Raw genomic sequence first — 17,102 nt, 5'->3', positions numbered from 1 at the left:
TATTAGCTGGCGTAGGCGCCATGCAGACCGACTGCATCGCCGAACAGTCACTGGCTGATATTCGAATGATCCTTGGAGCACGGCCCCCTCCCCCAGCCCGGTCCGCATGCCACATCTGCTTGGCGGTGCCACGCGCGGTGTCAGCCCGTCTCCTCCACGCAGGCGTACGCGTGAACGTGTTGCCGTCTGGCTGAGGCCTTGCAATGCCGGCCCCCACTGGGACTCGGTTGGGTCTGTCTGGATCTGGGAGGTTTTGTTGGGTAAGGGTTGCTGGCACAGATGCCTGTCCACCACCTCAGGGTGTTCCGGAGGGGGCGAGGGTCTAGTAGAGGGTGAGCCTGATTCCGGTGCTTCTGGCGACAACCGCTGTTCGGTGAGGAAGGCACGGGCGGCGGCCACAGGGATGACGTGGTGGTGCCAGCCGGGCCAGGAACGGCCCTTGAAGTGGTCCAGGTCCAAGCCGCGTTTGAGTTCGCGGTACACGCCTCACGTCGCTATGCCGTCAAGCGGCGGCAGCCAGGTTGGTGGGAACGCGGTGTGCTCGTCGAACAGCTTGCGGTAGTGAAGGCAGTGGCAGAGCTTTCCGATCATGCGGTTGACAAGGTTGCGCTGGGCAACCAGGTGCCAGTCACCATGCTCACGTCGTCGTTGCCGTTGGTGGGCGATGGCGCCGGCGGAGGCGCGGAGCGATGCGCAGGCCCACAGGTAGCCAGCGTGGTTGAGGCGGTCGTTCCTCACCCAGCGCCCGGTGATGGAGGACTTCTTGCCAGAGGCCCTGGTGACGGGCGAGAGGCTGGCGTATGCCTTCAGTCCGTGCGCGTCGACGAATCGGGGGCGGTTGTCCCCGATCTCGGCGAGAATCCGGGCGGCAAGCTGGACGCGGAACCCGGGCAAGCTCAACATTATCTCGGCGTCCGGGTGCCGAGGGAACGCCTCTTCCACCGCCTTTGCGAGGTGCCCGGCGGCGGTGCAGACGGCCTCCAACTGGGTGAGCCGGGCGAGCACCTGCTTGCCGAGCGCGTCTTCGACCAGTGGCGGCTGGTGAGCCCAGTCGGCGCGGAAGACGTCCCAGGAACCCTCCGCCGTATGCCGCGTCGGCGGCCGACGCGCTTGAGGGCGGCCTGGAGCTGGGTGCGTCTTAACTCCACGGCCCGGGTGTGAGTCGGTGCGACCTGCAGAAGTTCGCGAGCCTCGCGACGGCACAGGCGGTTCCCCCAGGTTGCATAAGCGTCCAGGGCGGCCCAGTAGTACTCGCGCAGCAGGGAACGAAGATGGTTGGCGAGCTACTGCCGGTTCCATAACGAGTCCGCACGGGCGAGGACAGCAACCGCCGGCCTAGGTCGGAGTTGTCGGGTAACGGCCGGTGAGCGGGCATGCCCGTGCGCAGGATGTTCGCCAGCACGAGGGCGTCGCCGGGGTCAGACTTCTTGCACGAGTCGCTGTGCCGGTCGCGTTGACATCCTCCCTGGCCTATAAAGGCCGGAGATTTTCGCCTGCTCCCACATGGGTTGTGTGGGGTGCTTCGGGTGGGTTCTTGCTTCGCTGCGCGGTGCCGGGACGGGTCCCGGTCTTACTTGCGCTCCACGGGCTGTCACGGCCAGTCCGGCCGCATGGGCAACGTTAAGTGCCGCGTTGATGTCCCCGATTCAGGACCGCCCCGCACGCCGAGCATGTCCACACACGGACGTTCAGCGGCTTGGGGCCGTCTTCCACCCCGCAGGCCGAACACACCTGACTGGTGGGCTCGAAGCGGCCGATCCGGATGAAGGTGCGCCCGTACCGGGCGGCCTTGTACTCCAGGATGCTCACGAACACCAATCATCCGGCGTCGTGGACGGACTTGGCCAGGTACGTGCGGGCGAAGCCCTTCACTGCCAGGTTCTCCACGGCAACCGCTTGGTTCTCGCGGATCAGGACGTCGGAGGAGATCATGCGGGCCGTGTGCGAGGACTTCGAGGCCGGGCTGGTGGAGTTCAACAGTGAGGCCAACCACGTCCACCTGCAGGTGAACTTCCCGCCGAAGGTCGCCGTGTCCAGGCTCGTGAACTCCCTCAAAGGGGTGTCCTCCCGCAGGCTCCGCCAGGAGTTCCCCGACCTTGTCGGCCACTAGTGAGGGGCACAACGCCTGTGGTCCGGCTCGTACTTCGCCGGGTCCGTCGGCGGTGCGCCGCTCAGCATCGTGAAGCAGTACATCGAGCAGCAGAACCCGCCACTTTGACACTGGCTGTGGTGAACAGCGCAGACCGTGCTCACAGCTGAGGTCAGAGCAGTTCTCAGATTTCGTTTCACCACCGGGCTGAAGCCCCGTGCACTGCGAATAGACCCAGTAGCGGTCGCACACGTTCATGCCTCGGGCGAGCCGCACTGCGCGGGTGCCGGATGGCGCCGCACGCTGATCATGAGCCCGATGTGCGGCGAGGAGCGATGCGAGCCGGCGCCGACCGGCACCCTGGACGCTACGTTTGGGCTCTATTCAACGTGCCCGGGGGCATACCGACCGGCTTCTTCGCAGGCCGGGAGGCTCTTGGAATCTGGATGTAGCGATCGGTACCGGGGTACGGCCGGCCGGGACGGATCGGATGACGCATGTGATCGACGTCAGCGAGATCGGCGTTTTCTTTGGCCTGGACATCGGCAAAGGCGAACATCACACCATCGCCGTCATTCCGGCCGGGAGGAAGGAGTTCAACGAGCGGCCCCCAGCAGCGAACCCAAACTCCGCGATGCCTTCGGGAAACTGCAGGCCAAGCGCGGAACCGTGCTCGTCGGGGTCGATCAGCCCGCTTCCGTCGGCTCCCTGCCGCTGGCGGTCGACCGCGGCATGGGCTGTCCGGCCGCCCACCTGCCCGGCCGGACGAGACTGCCGCCAAGCTGGAGATGATTGTCGGCTTCGACGACGACCTGGCCGGCGAAACCGACCGCATCAGCAACCGACCGCGCGAACGGCCGTAGATCAACCTGTCGCTGGCACGTGTGGTGCTGGGCCCGAGAATGTAGCACTCTGCCGTGCTCAGGCTCATCGACCGGTTCGGCTCCCCGGCTCAGATCCGCAAAGCCGCATGTCGCCCGCTGGTCGGCATGCTCCGACCGAAGGCACCGTGGATGGCCGAGCGTCTGGCCGAAGACACCTTTACCGCGATGGACGAACAGAGCGTCGACGTTCCAGGCACTGACGCGGCCACACTGATCGTCCCCAGCCTTGCCAACTCGATCCAGACAGTATTCGACCAGCACAAACTCCTCGCCACAGGCATCGAGGAACTGTGCGAGTCCCATCCTCTTGGAGCCCATCGCCCCGCGGGCCCTCGTGCCGAGCAAGCGGCGGTCTCGTCGCGTGTGAGTGCCGTCGTGGACAGCGCCAGCATCACCTCGCAGCTTCGTGGCGACAGCCCTCAACGCAACCCGACTCCATCAGGACGCCGTAGCGGTGGCCCCCTTCGGCCGGCGCCCGGCCATTGTCGGGGAATCTCCGGTGCCCCGCCTACGCCGCTGCTTCCGTACCGATTCCCGGAAATAGCAACACTCTTTGTGCTGAGCGCGGAAGTTCTCCAAGAGTGGCACCCCTCCCCCGGCCACGCGCTGTGCAGACCGCGATCTTGCCGTCTGCACGCGTCTGGGGGAGCACGCACTCACGCAAGTCCTGCCGGTCTGCCGACCGCGGGGTGACACAAAAGGAGTCTCAGTGAACAACTGGGGAGTCGATGGCTGGGCGGTAGCACCAGGTGAGGGAATTAGGGTGGATCCCGGGAACCGCCATTGGCTTGAGGTCATGGTCCGCGGAAAGGACGTTGATGGCGCTCTGGGGGCTTTCGTCTTCACCCACGACGTGATTAGGGAGAACCCTCCTCACGCCCATCATGACTTCATGAAGATCATGTACGTGCTGGAGGGTCACTACGACTTCCGGGTCGGTACTGCGTCGTTCTCCGGAGGCCCCGGCACGGTGGTAGTTGTACCTAAGGGAAGTCAGCACTCGTTTACGACCGCAACCGGCGGGCGGGCGCTGTTCGTCTCCTCGCCAGCGGGGAATGAGGAACTCTTCCTCGAGTTGGGCAAGATGGGTTCGCACCCCACACCGGAACAGCTAGCAGAACTTCATACCCGGTTCCGCACGGTCGGTTTGGAAGAAGAGCAGGCATCCTGGCAGCAGATGAACGCATCGACGCAATCATCTTCTTCGGAAGGGCTAGCGATCGGGATGCGTGACTGACCGATCGTGAAGGTCGGAAGGTTGTGTAAATCCGCATCAAGCAGCAGGTTGATGAAACCCACTAGCCGGCTCACTTGCAGCAACTTTGAATAACCCTGCAATGGCAGCGCCGATTCCGTTTTCGTGCGCATCATGATGGATCGAAGCAAGAGGAAGGTTTTTCGTGTCGGATTCTGTGTCGTTGGGTCTAGCTGAGCAGACTGAGATTCTGGCGTATGCGGATTTCATGACGGGGGCGCCGACCTCGGTCTGTGAGGGCTTGGGTATCGCTTCGTTGGATCTCGGGTCTGTGCTGGCGTTGGTGGTGAAGAATGATCCCAGTAATTTCTTCAATCGGGCCGGGGGTTTCTCCGTGGACCGGCCGCCGTCGAGTGATGACGTGGCGAAGGTGGGGGATTTCTTCCGGACCCATGGGGTCGGGCGTGGCGCCTTCATGGTTGCGCCACCGTTGCTGTCGCCGGAGTGGTACGGAATCACCGAGCGGGCGGGGCTCACGCCGGACCGTAGTTACGTGAAGCTGGTGCGTGATGTCGCGATGGTGCCGCCGGCTGGGGACTTTCCTTCGCTGGATCCCGGGCTGCGGGTCGGTCGAGTGGGTCGTGACCAGGCTCAGGAGTGGGGTGCCGTCATGATGAGCGGCTTCGGGTTCGCCGTCCCGGGGATGGTCGAGGCGGCCGCGGCGTGTGTGGGCCGGCCGGACTGGCATCAGTACGCGGTGTGGGAGAAGGACCGCATCGTGGCGGTCGGGAGCATCTTCGTGAACGGTGAGTGCGCAGACATGTTCGGCGGGGCTACTTTGGCTGGGGCGCGTGGACGCGGCGCACAGTCCGCGCTGCTCACGGCCCGCATCATGGCTGCGCGGGAGGCCGGGTGCCGATGGATCGTCGCGGAGACCGGTTCCGAGAGTCCGGGCGAGCACAACAGTTCGCTGCACAACATGCATCGTGCCGGGTTCCGGCCTCTGTACGAACGTCTCACTTGGCTCTGGCAGGGATGACTCCCGGGGCGCAGCGCCGTCGTGCCAGCTGCGGATAGCTCGGGTCAGGTTTTCAACAGAACCCTTGCAACCCACGCCCAGACACCAGCCCACCCGCGCAGGAAGCCGAGGGGCAGGTAAAGCAAGTGAAAGCACTCGAGTGAGTGTGGCTGAGCCTCGTTCGAACCCTCCTGACTCGGATCAACGCTCAGCCGCGGACTTCACGAAGCTGGGACAGAGCTAGGGTCCGTCTTCAAAGATCATCGGATGGGGTCTATGACGGGGTGATCCTCCGTGAACTCACCGATCAGGAGTGGGAGTTACTCTCTCCTTGATACCGCGGGTCGCGACGGGCCGTCCGCGGGTAGCGGATCGGCAGGTCATCAAAAGGGATGGTCTGCAAGATCCGGGCCGGAGCTTCCTGGCGTGACCTGCCGGAACGTTACTGACCATGGAAAACCGTCTGTACCCCCTCCCGCCGCCACACGTTGGACGGCGTGTTCACCCGAGCCCTGCACGCGCCCGGCCAGCGCACGACAGCATCTGAGCGTGTCACCTCCTGGAACGCATTCGTGTCCCGGGAGCCGGCCATGGGCGCCCTCTCCAAACCCGATCAGGTCATCGCGCACAGGATCTATGGTTCCCGCGGTTCCGCTCCTACCTACGTTAAAAGCGGTATCGCGTGTGCCATTCCAGAGAGGGCTGACCGAAAGCCATACCTCCACATTCAGCGCCCCTGCGGAGACTGATCGCGGAATTGGGACAGCGGATATAACGGCCGGAAGTAGGGCCGTAAGGGGTCCCAGTGAGGCATGAGCCAACATGTTTATCGCAGCCGGAATGAGTCACCAGTTAGCAGGTGGCCCTTCCCTCCGTTCGCCCAATTTGGCAGTGCGGAGCATCCGCGGGTCCGGCAGTGGTGAAATCCAAGGAACGACTTCGACTCGCGGGTTATGGAGAGTGTTCGGCTTCGCCTAGTCCGATGAGCAGGGCGAGGCTTCAGGAGGAGTCTCGGGCAAGGGAAATCAAAAAAACATCTTGGAGATATGGCATCAGAGATGAATAGGAATATGAAAAACCGCCAGTTCGTGGCTCCTTCGCCGGAGGCTGAGACTCTCGTTGACCTGAGACTCAGCGACAAACAGATGAAAGACGCCCAGAAACTGCTTGCTCAGCCGAAATCCAGCCCTTTTCGCTACCTTAACCATTTTCAGCTCCCGGGGGATGTGTCAAATGGTTACAAATTTCAGATCACCGGCCACTCGATTGGTGAAATTGCGACTGCTCACGTGTACTCCGACGCGGTGACGGGGACCGGAACTGGGGGCGATGGAGCGCCGGTCATCATTCAGATGATCACTTCGGGAGGCATGGTCTTCGAAAGCGCGAGCCAGGTAGTAAGAGTAGAGAGTGGGCAGGTTAGCGTTCGGGAAACAGGCGAGAAGTGGTGGGTTCGATGCGCACCTTCCACCAACTCCCGCCTTATTATAGTGCCTCGATCCCTGCTCCCTCCTGATGCGATGAGGCAGATTCACAAGAGGGCTTGCCGTTTCGACCTCGAAACACCCGAGGTGCAGTTCATCGCGAATTACATGAAACTGATTGAGGAGCAGCGGCGAAAAAGCCCGTCGAGTGCGATGGATGGTATCGCACAGCATGGTCTCGCTTCTCTGATATCGAGCCTGATCAGGGGCGATAACGAATATGGATCGCGAGATTTCATCGATCCGATCATCGCGTCTGCTCGCCGAATCATGGACAAGCACCTGCTCGATGATGAACTTTCACCCGCCATGATCGCGAAGGAGGCTGCAGTTTCAGTGCGGAGTTTGCATCGTGCGTTCGCGCGGATTGACAGCTCCGTAATGAGCGAGGTTCGACAACGCCGTCTTCAGGGAGCGCATGATGATCTCATTGATGCTGGATTTGCATCCGTTGTGTCCTCTGTCGCTGCAAAGTGGAAGTTCTCTGACTCAAGTCATTTTGTTCGCCACTTCAAGGCAAAGTATGGGGTTACGCCGGCGTCCTATGTTCGCGAGAGGTTGAAGAATGGTGAAATATCCTAGCTTGCGGATTAAGATATGCCGTGGCCGCTGTCATGCGAGCATATAACCTGCGCCAAACCAAGTAGTGTTGGCACCGATCCGCAATTTGCTGTGGACCAGAGTGGGATGGTCCTACCAAGATGCCGTTGACAACGACATAGCGCGCCGCGGCGCCGCGTCGATCTCTGCCGGCGGCAATCGTCCTCAGGAGGGCAACTTCTGCCCGCCAGCTCACGAGGCCCCTATCTCTTTGGTCGAGGTGGTGGAGTCGGTGCTGGGCGGGGAATCCGCCTGGCGCTGTGGCTGTCATGAGTGTTCAATCACGTGTCGAGGAGTCGGCTGGTGAGGGCCGCGTCCTTGTGACTACTGCGGTCAGCCGGTCTTGATCGACCTAGTCGACGAGTACGTCGTAGAAGGTTCCATCGCGGAGCATGGAAAGAGAACCTTGGCCCATCGTCGGGCCAGGCAGAACAGGGCACGGGAGCACCATCCCGATCGCCGCTGCCTAACAAGTTATGTCGATTGGCGATCAGGGGAAATGCGCCGGCGGGCTGGTGCAGCAACGGTAGAATGCCGGCGCGGAGAACGAGGATCGCAGACACCCTGGCACAGCTGCCGCCCAGAGGAGTCGACCCCAATGAGGTATGCGACAACATGACCCTCCTGACGCACGCCATTGAGCCGAAGGACGCGATGACGCCTTGCAGAGCGGCGAGCCGCTGACTGACTACCACCGCTGTGGTCCTAGCCTTCGGCGCTGATCCGCAGCACTCCGGGCCTGACGTGCATACGCCCCTGGACCTGGCCCTTCACTACGACCACGACCTGGCAGTCAGGCTATTGCAACGGCACATCAGCGTGTGAGGCGGCGCAGGCAGATAAGCGTGCGGGCGATGCCAGTGAAAGCGAAGAAGTGTTCGACCTTGCGAACGTAGCGGCGATGAAGGCGGCGGCAGCCGGCCAGCCAGGAGACGGTCCGCTCAACGACCCAACGGGGGTGGCCCAGCCGCTGGGAGCTGCCCCTTCCCTTGTGCGACCGATCCGGTGCTGAATGCCGCGCGCCGATAACCATCGCCGCAGGTGGACGCTGTCCTACCCCCTGTCCGCATGAAGCATTGGCCGGCCTGTGCCGCCAAGGTCCGCGGCGGGAACGCACCGGTGGGGCGCCCTTCGTGAGGGGAATCAGGGTCTGGCTGTCGTGGACGTTGGCCGCGGAGATTCCGACAGACAGAGACAGACCATTCCGGTCGGTGATCAGGTGGATCTTCTTGCCGCTCGGTGAACCGGCGGGGAGCCGTCGCTCCCGACAGGCCGAACGAAGCGGTGGGAAGCTGCTGCCACGTACAGCCCGACGTCGACACGACGACCGATCGCGGCGAGTGCCTCACGGTCACCGTGCTGGCGCCGACCGCCGCACTGAGGTCGAGTCGGCGTCTGCGGCACCACCCGCTGGAACCATTCCCACAACGGCTTCGAAAGCACACGGAAATCAGGTGCCCAACGTCCACGTCCTGCGTACTGACTAGAGGGCGAGCTGCAAGCTCGAAGCTTGCCGGCCGGGGGTTGGGCGACGTCCCCCGCACGCGAGGACTCCATCTGCGGATAGACCCACTTCCCGCTGCCCGGGAAGCTTCGGCGTCGCGCCAATCTTCGACGGGCCGGTCATTTCTCGCCGTGGAGGGTGTTCGGGGAAGGAAGTGTGGCGGCTGCCGAGTCTCGACTGTGCCCGGCGGTTGACGGCGTCACAATAGGTCGCACCTGTTCACCCTGGCGGCCAAAGAGGCAGAGCGCTTCGACAGGCTCATGGCAGTTGTTGCCGAACCAGTGCGGCACCCGGGTGCAGAACTCGGCCGACTCGCCGACCCTCACCTGCAGATCCTTGTCTCCAAGCACGAGGCGCAGGCTGCCGGACAGGACGTACAACCACATGCGCCCATCGTGGCTCTGTGGGTCGGGGTGGGCACGGCCCACCGGCACGACCAGCTTGAACGCCTGGATGGGGCCGATCTGGCGGGCGAGCGGCAGACGCACCATCCCGTTCCAGGGCTGCGGCTTCAGCTGATTGAAGGGACCTTCCTGCGGCACAGCCTGGACCACGTCGTCCAGGCTGATCCGCAGCGCCTGAACGATCGGCAGCAGGAGCTCCAGGCCGGGACGCCGCTGGCCCGACTCCAGCCGGGACAGAGTGCTCTTGGATATACCGGTCGCCGTAGCGAGCGTCGTCAGAGTCACACCACGACGCATACGGTGTCGCCGCAGCTGAGGGCCTACTTCCGCTAGTGCCAGGGCGATCGCCTCGTGAGATTCCATGATGGCTCAACACCATTGCCTCGGCTCCGATTCCCGAAAACAGCAACACGACTTGTATGGAGCGCAGAAGCTCGCCCAGGGTGGCAATTCGCACATAGGGAGCGGTCCCGCCGACCTTGCAGGGGGCGGACAGTCAGGAAAGAGACGCTGTGAGTAACCAAGGAGTCCAGGGGATTTACATCTAGCGACTGCGTGCTGGGGGCTGAGGCCGACAGTATCCATTGGTTCGAAGTAGTCCTGCGCAGCAAGGACGCCCAGGACACCGAGGGTGACCGTAGGCCTCACGGGACACGCACGAGCAGATTGACCTAAATCACGGATTCGATGTTGTTGTGTTCCACTCCGCTCGAGTGCTCCCATTCGCCGCAGCCGCATATTTGGCAGAATCTGCAATACGAGTCAAAATACCTCACGAAGGGCGTACGCACGATGCACGAAAATGATCCGCTTGGACCGATCGTGAGCGCGTACGCGGCCACATTCGAGAAGCTGGCTGCTGCTACAGGTCACACCCGCAGGGGATCGCACGACGCCCTCCTAGCCGTCAGCAGGTCTCCAATCGCAGCGCTCAACGCCGTGATTAGTACTAGTGAGGCACCGGATCCTGAAGAGATAGCCATACTGGCGGCTTCTGTAAGCGAGGGAGAGTTCCCTTGGAGTATTCATGTGCGCGGAGTGCCGGAGCCGCGCATCACCGAGGTCGCGGCACAGTACGGGCTCACTCAGTCCGCCAGTAAGCCGCTGATGATCCGGCGCCCCGAACAGGGCACACCGGATGAGCCTGCCAACGCGTCTCTGCATGTACGGGCGGTATCTGCTCATGAGCTCGAGAGGTATTCCCAGACCCTGGCCGCGGGCTTCGAAGGCCCGCAGGAGGCATTCCAGATCTTCGCCGACCCGGCGCTGGCAAAGATCGACGGAGTCACCCACTACGTGGCAGAACTCGGCGGGGAGCCGGTGGGGACGGGCATGGCAGCCGTCCACAGTGGACTGACGGGCATTTTCAACATTACGACATTGCCCAAGCATCGACGGCGCGGCTACGGGCGAGTCATCACGATGGAATTGGTACGCCTCGGCCGAGCCGCTGGCGCCCCCACTGCATTTCTCTACGCGAGCAAAATGGGCGAACCCATGTATGAGTCGATCGGCTTCCGTACCGAGGAACGAATGACCGTGTTCACTGCTGAATTGTGACGACGGAGGGCGTCCGACTCCATAGCGCAGGTCACGTCCGAGACGATGTACGCGATCAAAAACTGCTGGGAATGCTCCGCTGTCCAGAAGCCAGTCAACTCAGTGTCGACTACGAGTCGTTTCTCGCCACCTACGAAGCGACACCGGGTCCTGAGGACATGCATTTGAGGACCCTGGAGACCACGGGACAAGACAGTACGGTCCACATCCGACATCAACTTTCCATATGTCCGGAAACAACTCTGCTCACCCCGATCTTCCCCACCGGGGCGGTCAGCACGTTCGGAGGCGAAAAGCGCGTCGCGAATATTCCTCACGCAGTAAGAGATGACGAGAGGCTCATCTGAAATCCTAAGCGACTACGAACTCCGCACCTCTCCCGGTCGGTATCACAAAACACCGCAGCTATCTGCACGAGGCATCGAGTCAACGACTTTCACACTCGTTACAAGATTTGACCGCACCACTCTAATCGCGAGTGTGAGCCGGCGTATCTCAGAAGTGGTCGCAGATCCTATCCACAACTGTAACGGAGAGTCCCGGGGTACAGGTCGGAGGGAATTCGTAGATGCGTTACGAGCAATGCCGTCCCGCCTGAGGGCCGCTCGCGCAAGTTAGCACGCCCAAACGTCGGTGATGGTGAAGGTGCGTGCCGCAGGAGTGCCCACGGCGCTCATCTCCTATTCAGGTTTGCTCGCAGGGTCTTAGATCTCCCGCGCAGGGCCTCTTCACGTTGAAGGTTGGTCTCATCGACCCACGGATATCAGCGTGAGATGAAATACCATTACTCCACGTTCACCGGAACATATCAACCTGATCAAAAACACTTTAGGCAATGGTTACACTGCCGAGACTAGCCTAACTCCCTGGCGATGTGCATCTAGTTCACCCTCCTGTTCACCTATAAATAACAAAGATGCTGCCAATTACCCTAAAGTAGAACCGCTCTACCGCACCTTATAGGCGGGCGCTCAAACTGGAGGCTTGAATGAAGAACCATGCTTGGCTTGAGGAGGCTACCCGGAGGGAGCTGTCCTGCCTATGGGGCGACCTGTACGAGGCTCGCAATTCCGCCATCAATGGGGATTGGTCGATCAAGTGCGATCACTTGGCTGGGCGAATCAAGGACCTCACCTTGCTTGTCGGACCAACGCCATGGAACGAGATACAGGCCCCACTCCTGGAGGCGGGTATTTACCAGCGCATCCACGCAGAAATCAGCGTGTCCGTGAATCCCGACATGGAGCAGGTTGCGCAGGAACGTCGCCGTTCGGAGGAGCGGTTGGCAGCAATCCGGGCAGGGAGCTTGACGCTAATCGCGGGTAAGAGCTCGTAACGAGCAGTGCAGATACAACTCGCGTCCCGCCATGGCCTTCGCGCACCACGTGCAAACACAGGTACACGCTGAACAGGCTCGTGTCCATCGGTTGGCTCCTCTTTGGATCGGCACCCGTGTTCCATCGACGCAGTCCGCAGTGCTCTTGCGTACTCATGGCCGGAGCGGCGCCGTCAGAAGTGCGGAGCGGTAGAGGATGCGGACAGCTGCCGGCTTCAAAGTTTGGGCACAACCGAGCTTTCCGCAACATCAAGGTTCCACGCAAGTGGGCCGTCAACTGCAACACGTAAGCCTGCAGCGGTAGTTGGCGAGGATGCCACACAGAGATGCTCTGCCCCGAAAACCCGCTAGCACCTCCGCCGTGTGGATCTCGACATGGCCAGTTCAAAGAGCATATCGCTCCACCTTGCAACAGGATGTGCAGTGAGCACCGACCCACCAAGCTGGCGCTTATGCACTCTGACGCACCAATTGAAGATGGCACCCATATTCTATTCTGGCGGGACGCGAGAAAGAAGAATAGGTTTCCTGTGTACATCTGGCATATCTCAGCTGGCTGGATGGCGCGTCTTTAATACAACAAAGCCCCCGCGCAAATGTGGCGAACTGCCGCAGTGCGTATCGGCTTCCAAGAACGTCAGTTGGACGCTGCTCATCATCGTCAACTCAGCGGGCGCCCATCTGGCCGTCTATTTAGCCACCGGATGGTGCACTGCCCAGCAGTACTGAGCAGCATGTTGAGACCGAGTAAGAGGATCATGAGTAATGAAATTTGCAGTGCCGTTGGGTCTTGCGGAGCGAACTGAGATAGAGGCGTACACGGACTTCATGATGGGAGCTCCAGCCTCGGTCCGAGAACAACTGGGCATCGCTTCACTGGACCTTGGTCATGCAATGGCGCTGTTGGTAAAGAATGACCCGAGCAACTTCTTTAACCGGGTCGGGGGTTTCTCCGTAGATCAGCCACCCACGGCTGACGACGTAGCGCGCGCGGACGCTTTCTTTCGTGCGCACAAAGTGGACCAGGCTGCCTTCATGGTTGCACCACCGTTGTCGGGACCGAACTGGCACAGAATTGCTGAGAGCGCGAACCTCACCCCGGGACGCAGCTTCGCCAAGCTGGTGCGCAATGTCAAAACGACGCGGAGTGTGCCGCCTGAAGTCCCTGCGCTTGACCCCAAACTGCGTATCGGCCGAGTGAGCTCCGCTGAAGCGGATGAGTGGGCTGCAGTGATGATGAGCGGCTTCGGGTTCAGCGTTCCAGGAATGGCCGAGACAGCTGCCGCGTGTGTAGGTCGACCGAACTGGCACCAGTACGCAGTATGGGAAGCGGACCGGATTGTGGCGGTTGGCAGCATCTTCGTGGACGGAGAGTGCGCCGACATGTTCGGCGGGGCGACCCTCGCAGAGGCACGCGGACGCGGCGCCCAGTCTGCACTCCTCGCAGCTCGTGTTCTAGCTGCGCAGGAGGCTGGGTGCCGCTGGATTGTCGCAGAGACCGGTGCTGAGGGCCCAGGCGAGCACAACAGCTCGCTCCACAATATGCAACGTGCTGGATTCCGACCCCTCTACGAACGGGTCACCTGGCTATGGCGCGGAAAGCCCTCCAGGTAGAGACGCTAGCTGCCACGTCTACTGACGACTGGCCGTCATCGACTAGTGCGCCGGGATCGTGCCTAGGCGGGGGTTGCGGCCGGTTGGAGGGCCCCGGTTCCGCATCCGGAGAGTCGTATCCGGATTTGTGATGGGGCTCCGCTTCTCCTCCAGTCAGGCTGTTGAAGACCGCAGGCAAGCCGCTCTCGGGCTGCTGCGATATGGGTACAGATGTTGTAGCTCGGAGAGGCCGGCAGGCGCACCTCACGGTGCTGGACGATGCCCCGTAGGCGTCGGGCACTGGTTGGGCTCTCGCGCCGCGGGCACCGTATAAGACTGTTGGCGGAGGGTTCGCACAGGACTAGTTGGCAGCTTCTGTCCAGCCCGCTTTTCTCAAGCCCACCCGGTGCGCTGTGGCTGGCTCTCAAAAGTCCGGATCGAAGACGACCGCAACCAGGTGTAGTCCGACCGTGCAACGAAACCCATCACAGGCAGCACTCCCTGGTGCCGCCGACGGTCACGGCCCGGCACGGAAGTGCCCCCCGTGGAAGCTGCATATGTAGCCAGCCACTCCTCTGAAGAAGATTCCAATATTAATTCCCGCCGCGCCCATGGCGGCATCTTCCATCTCTGCAATGAAAGAGGGTAAATGAACATGAACGAGGCTAGCCTGATAGACCTGCCAACGGAACTTGCCCCTTCTATTGAGGCAGCTGTCGAAGGTATGGAAGCGGGCCGAGGCCTGCCTAGGAAATTGTTGCACGAGCTCCGTGACAAAGGCGCCTTCCGCATGCTCACTCCGCGTGAGCTTGGTGGCTCCGAAACCTCACTGAAGACAGTTCTTCAGGTGTACGAAGGCTTCGGTCGACTCGATGCATCTGTGGCATGGGTGGTTTGGAACGCCAACTTCGGATTCATCGGTGCACTACTCGGCGAGGAAGGTAACGCTAGAATTTGGGCGGGCGACGACGAACCAGTCTTCTCGAATTCAGGTGCACCCGGCACGGCAATACCGAGCGATGGCGGCTACCGGCTATCGGGAAACTGGAAGATAGTCAGTGGCATCAAGAATGCGGACTGGCTGACAGTAATCGGCGTCATTGTGGAGAACGGCAGCCCCCGCCTGACGGATGCAGGCAGCCCGGATGTACGGTTGTTCGTACTTCACCGGGACCAGCTTTCGATTAAGGCAACGTGGAATGTCAGCGGCATGGTTGGCTCAGACAGCAATGATGTCCTCGTCAACGACGCCTTCGTACCCGAAGAGCTCGTAGCTCGCATGGATGTGCCGGCTCGAATCCAGAGGCCTCTCTATCAGGGATTCATGCCCGCTCTCGTGCTTCCTGGCTGCTCAGCGGTCGTGCTCGGCGTGGCACAGACTGCCATTGAGGAGACCGTAGCTCTCGCTCTGTCCAAGAAAATGTCCAATGGCGGAGGCACACTTTCGGAGTCTGCTCGTGCCCAGGCTGTCATCGCACGGTCCGAAGCCTCTCTGCACGCAGCTCGGCTTCTTCTACTGTCCGCAGCCGAAGCATTGGACACCGCTGGCGAAAATGGAGATCCGGTAACCATTGAGCAGCGTGCCGCACTTCGATCTGCGATGAGCCACGCTGCGCAGGTCAGCCGACAAGTTCTTGTAGAGATGTATGAGCTTGGTAGCTCGTCTTCGCTCTATCGAGGAAATCCCCTTGAGCGACTCTTCCGTGACGGTATGGTTGCTCTCCAGCACGCCAATCATTCCGCTGTCCTCTTCGAAGACGCGGGACGCGTTCGTTTTGGCAACGCCCCCGACAGGCTCCTCTTTTGACCTATGCCGTCCATGCACATATGAGTCACGGATGGATGCTCGTCGGAACGAAGGAATAGGCACTCGCCTGTATCGAGAGCTAAGAGCTCGTAACAGGATCTTGCTGAACCGTCCTGGTGAGACGTGACTTGTGCGACGATCGGGCCGTTCGTGGTGTGTGACGACTCGGCCGTGGATCGTGGATGACGACTTGTGGGCGCTGATCGAGCCGCTATTGCCGCCCTGGCCGGAGCGCTCGCCAGGTCCGAAGCCGGTGGACGACCGGCGCTGTCTGCAGGGCATCCTGTTCGTCCTACACCAGGACATCGCCTGGCAACTCCTGCCGCTGGAGTTGGGGTTCGGCTCCGGACAGACCTGCTGGCGGCGCCTGGAGCGGTGGCAGCAGGCAGGCGTCTTCGACCAGCTGCACCGCCTGTTGCTCGCGGAATTGAACGCGGCCGGCGAGCTCGACTGGTCACGCGCCTGCGTGGACGGCTCCCACGTCCGCGCGAAAAAGGGGGCGACGAGACCGGTCCGTCGCCGGTCGACCGGCGCAAGACGGGCAGTAAACACCACCTGATCTGCGATGGACGCGGCACCCCCCTGCATGTCATCACCACCGCGGCGAACGTCAACGACATCACCCAGACCCTCGCCCTGGTCGACGGCGTCCCGCCCACTGCCGGACGGGTGGGGCGCCCACGCCGCCGCCCCGACTCCCTGCTGGGCGACAAAGCGTACGACTCCAGGGCCGTGCGCCAAGAACTACGGCATCGCAAGATCATGCCGGTGATCTCCCGCAAGGGCGCCCCGAACATCAAGGGCCTGGGCAAGCTCCGCTACGTGGTGGAGCAGACCTTCGCCCTACTCCACCAGTTCAAGCGCCTCGCCGTGCGCTGGGAACGACGCCTTGAACTCCACGACGCCTTCCTCTCGTTGGCCTGCAGTCTCATCTGCTGGAGGCGCCTCAAGAAGGCCGGATCGTGATCGTGTCACGAGCTCTACAGAGCCCCGTGCTACGAGCTCTCGGTAGAGCCAGCGTGATCAGGCTTGGCGACGGCTGCTTTGGCAGCTCGCTCGATCTTCGCTCGGTGGGCATCCCAGAAGGCTGCGTCGTGCTGCTGAGTCGCGTATGCGGCTGTTGTCCCTGTCGAGTTGTCGAGCTGTTCGCGCAGGATGTCGGCATGCCCGGCGTGCCGGCTGGTCTCGGTGAGCATGTGGACCAGGATGTTGAACAGCTTCACGTTGGGGCGTGGCCACCAGGGCACGTAGCCGACGGAGTCTATAGCGAGGGCGGTGATCGTCGCATCTGAGTGCTCCCACACGCGACGGTAGCGGTCGATGATCTCATCCCTCGTCTCCTGTTCGGTCGCCCACATGTCGCCGCCGCCTTCCATGGTGTTGTCCCACCGGGGCAGAGGTTCGGTGAACGGTCGGTCGAAAACCTCGCCGAAGTACCTGGACTCCCAGATCGACAAGTGCTTGACCAGGCCGAGTAGGTTGGTTCCAGTCGAGGTCAGGGGGCGTCGGATGTCGTACTCAACGAGCCCATCGAGCTTCCAGAGGACCGCCGCGCGCAGCTCTCGCAGATCGCTGTGTAGGTACTCTTTCGCGAAATTATCGATCATGCGAGACGACTCTGCCATCAC

Annotated in this window: 10 protein-coding genes and 3 pseudogenes; 7 read left to right on the top strand and 6 right to left on the bottom strand. The window is 61.8% G+C overall.

Translation table 11 applies throughout. The features are described 5' to 3' along the window. Positions 1-486: 486 nt before the first annotated feature. Positions 487-1,005, bottom strand: a complete 519-nt coding sequence (locus OG963_RS43835) for a transposase (RefSeq protein WP_331750203.1) — start codon at positions 1,003-1,005, stop codon at positions 487-489. A 413-nt stretch (positions 1,006-1,418) separates the two neighbouring features. Next, positions 1,419-1,914, bottom strand: a pseudogene (locus tag OG963_RS43830) (RNA-guided endonuclease InsQ/TnpB family protein); the annotation flags it as partial. Positions 1,915-1,930: 16 nt separating this feature from the next. On the opposite strand from OG963_RS43830, the pseudogene tnpA reads away from it, so the two are divergent. After that, positions 1,931-2,218: pseudogene (gene tnpA / locus OG963_RS43825) on the top strand (IS200/IS605 family transposase). A 557-nt stretch (positions 2,219-2,775) separates the two neighbouring features. Here the strand turns inward: tnpA and OG963_RS43820 are convergent. After that, a complete protein-coding gene (locus tag OG963_RS43820) occupies positions 2,776-3,396 on the bottom strand; it encodes a hypothetical protein (RefSeq protein WP_371800405.1) in 621 nt (206 codons plus the stop codon). Positions 3,397-3,682: 286 nt separating this feature from the next. On the opposite strand from OG963_RS43820, the gene OG963_RS43815 reads away from it, so the two are divergent. The 3 genes from OG963_RS43815 (at position 3,683) to OG963_RS43805 (ending at position 7,252) form a co-directional block, all read left to right on the top strand. After that, on the top strand, positions 3,683-4,210 hold the full coding sequence (locus OG963_RS43815; RefSeq protein ID WP_371800404.1) for a cupin domain-containing protein: 528 nt from the start codon (positions 3,683-3,685) through the stop codon (positions 4,208-4,210). 163 nt (positions 4,211-4,373) lie between these two features. Continuing rightward, complete coding sequence (locus OG963_RS43810) at positions 4,374-5,207, top strand: N-acetyltransferase (RefSeq protein WP_331750198.1); 834 nt, start codon at positions 4,374-4,376, stop codon at positions 5,205-5,207. A gap of 1,025 nt (positions 5,208-6,232) precedes the next feature. Continuing rightward, positions 6,233-7,252: a helix-turn-helix domain-containing protein gene (locus OG963_RS43805; protein ID WP_331750196.1), complete on the top strand. Its 1,020-nt coding sequence runs from the start codon at positions 6,233-6,235 to the stop codon at positions 7,250-7,252. An 832-nt stretch (positions 7,253-8,084) separates the two neighbouring features. On the opposite strand, the pseudogene OG963_RS43800 reads toward OG963_RS43805, so the two are convergent. Continuing rightward, positions 8,085-8,713: pseudogene (locus OG963_RS43800) on the bottom strand (transposase). Between the two features lie 180 nt (positions 8,714-8,893). Continuing rightward, on the bottom strand, positions 8,894-9,541 hold the full coding sequence (locus OG963_RS43795) for an XRE family transcriptional regulator (protein ID WP_331750194.1): 648 nt from the start codon (positions 9,539-9,541) through the stop codon (positions 8,894-8,896). Between the two features lie 429 nt (positions 9,542-9,970). Here OG963_RS43795 and OG963_RS43790 point away from each other — a divergent pair, with 429 nt between their 5' ends. The 3 genes from OG963_RS43790 (at position 9,971) to OG963_RS43780 (ending at position 16,440) form a co-directional block, all read left to right on the top strand. Further along, positions 9,971-10,738, top strand: coding sequence for a GNAT family N-acetyltransferase (locus OG963_RS43790; RefSeq protein ID WP_371800403.1), 768 nt, complete (start codon positions 9,971-9,973; stop codon positions 10,736-10,738). 3,578 nt (positions 10,739-14,316) lie between these two features. Beyond that, on the top strand, positions 14,317-15,474 hold the full coding sequence (locus OG963_RS43785; RefSeq protein WP_331750185.1) for an acyl-CoA dehydrogenase family protein: 1,158 nt from the start codon (positions 14,317-14,319) through the stop codon (positions 15,472-15,474). A 157-nt stretch (positions 15,475-15,631) separates the two neighbouring features. Then, positions 15,632-16,440 (top strand): IS5 family transposase gene (locus OG963_RS43780; RefSeq protein ID WP_331750182.1). Its coding sequence is split into 2 segments (ribosomal slippage): positions 15,632-15,949 and positions 15,952-16,440, totalling 807 coding nucleotides; the frame shifts between segments, so codons are not numbered across the junction. A 29-nt stretch (positions 16,441-16,469) separates the two neighbouring features. Here OG963_RS43780 and OG963_RS43775 read toward each other — a convergent pair. Beyond that, positions 16,470-17,081: a DinB family protein gene (locus tag OG963_RS43775; RefSeq protein ID WP_331750179.1), complete on the bottom strand. Its 612-nt coding sequence runs from the start codon at positions 17,079-17,081 to the stop codon at positions 16,470-16,472. Positions 17,082-17,102: the final 21 nt, after the last annotated feature.

It is taken from the genome of Streptomyces sp. NBC_01707 (assembly GCF_041438805.1).
Classification (GTDB): domain Bacteria; phylum Actinomycetota; class Actinomycetes; order Streptomycetales; family Streptomycetaceae; genus Streptomyces.
The sequence above is the reverse complement of the archived record's forward strand: the minus strand, read 5'-3'. Positions and strand labels throughout refer to the sequence as shown.

Coding starts and splice junctions, on each gene's coding strand:
- OG963_RS43805 (WP_331750196.1), top strand. CDS start 6,233: ATGGCATCAGAGATGAATAGGAATATGAAAAACCGCCAGTTCGTGGCT.
- OG963_RS43795 (WP_331750194.1), bottom strand. CDS start 9,541: ATGGAATCTCACGAGGCGATCGCCCTGGCACTAGCGGAAGTAGGCCCT.
- OG963_RS43790 (WP_371800403.1), top strand. CDS start 9,971: ATGCACGAAAATGATCCGCTTGGACCGATCGTGAGCGCGTACGCGGCC.
- OG963_RS43785 (WP_331750185.1), top strand. CDS start 14,317: ATGAACATGAACGAGGCTAGCCTGATAGACCTGCCAACGGAACTTGCC.
- OG963_RS43775 (WP_331750179.1), bottom strand. CDS start 17,081: ATGATCGATAATTTCGCGAAAGAGTACCTACACAGCGATCTGCGAGAG.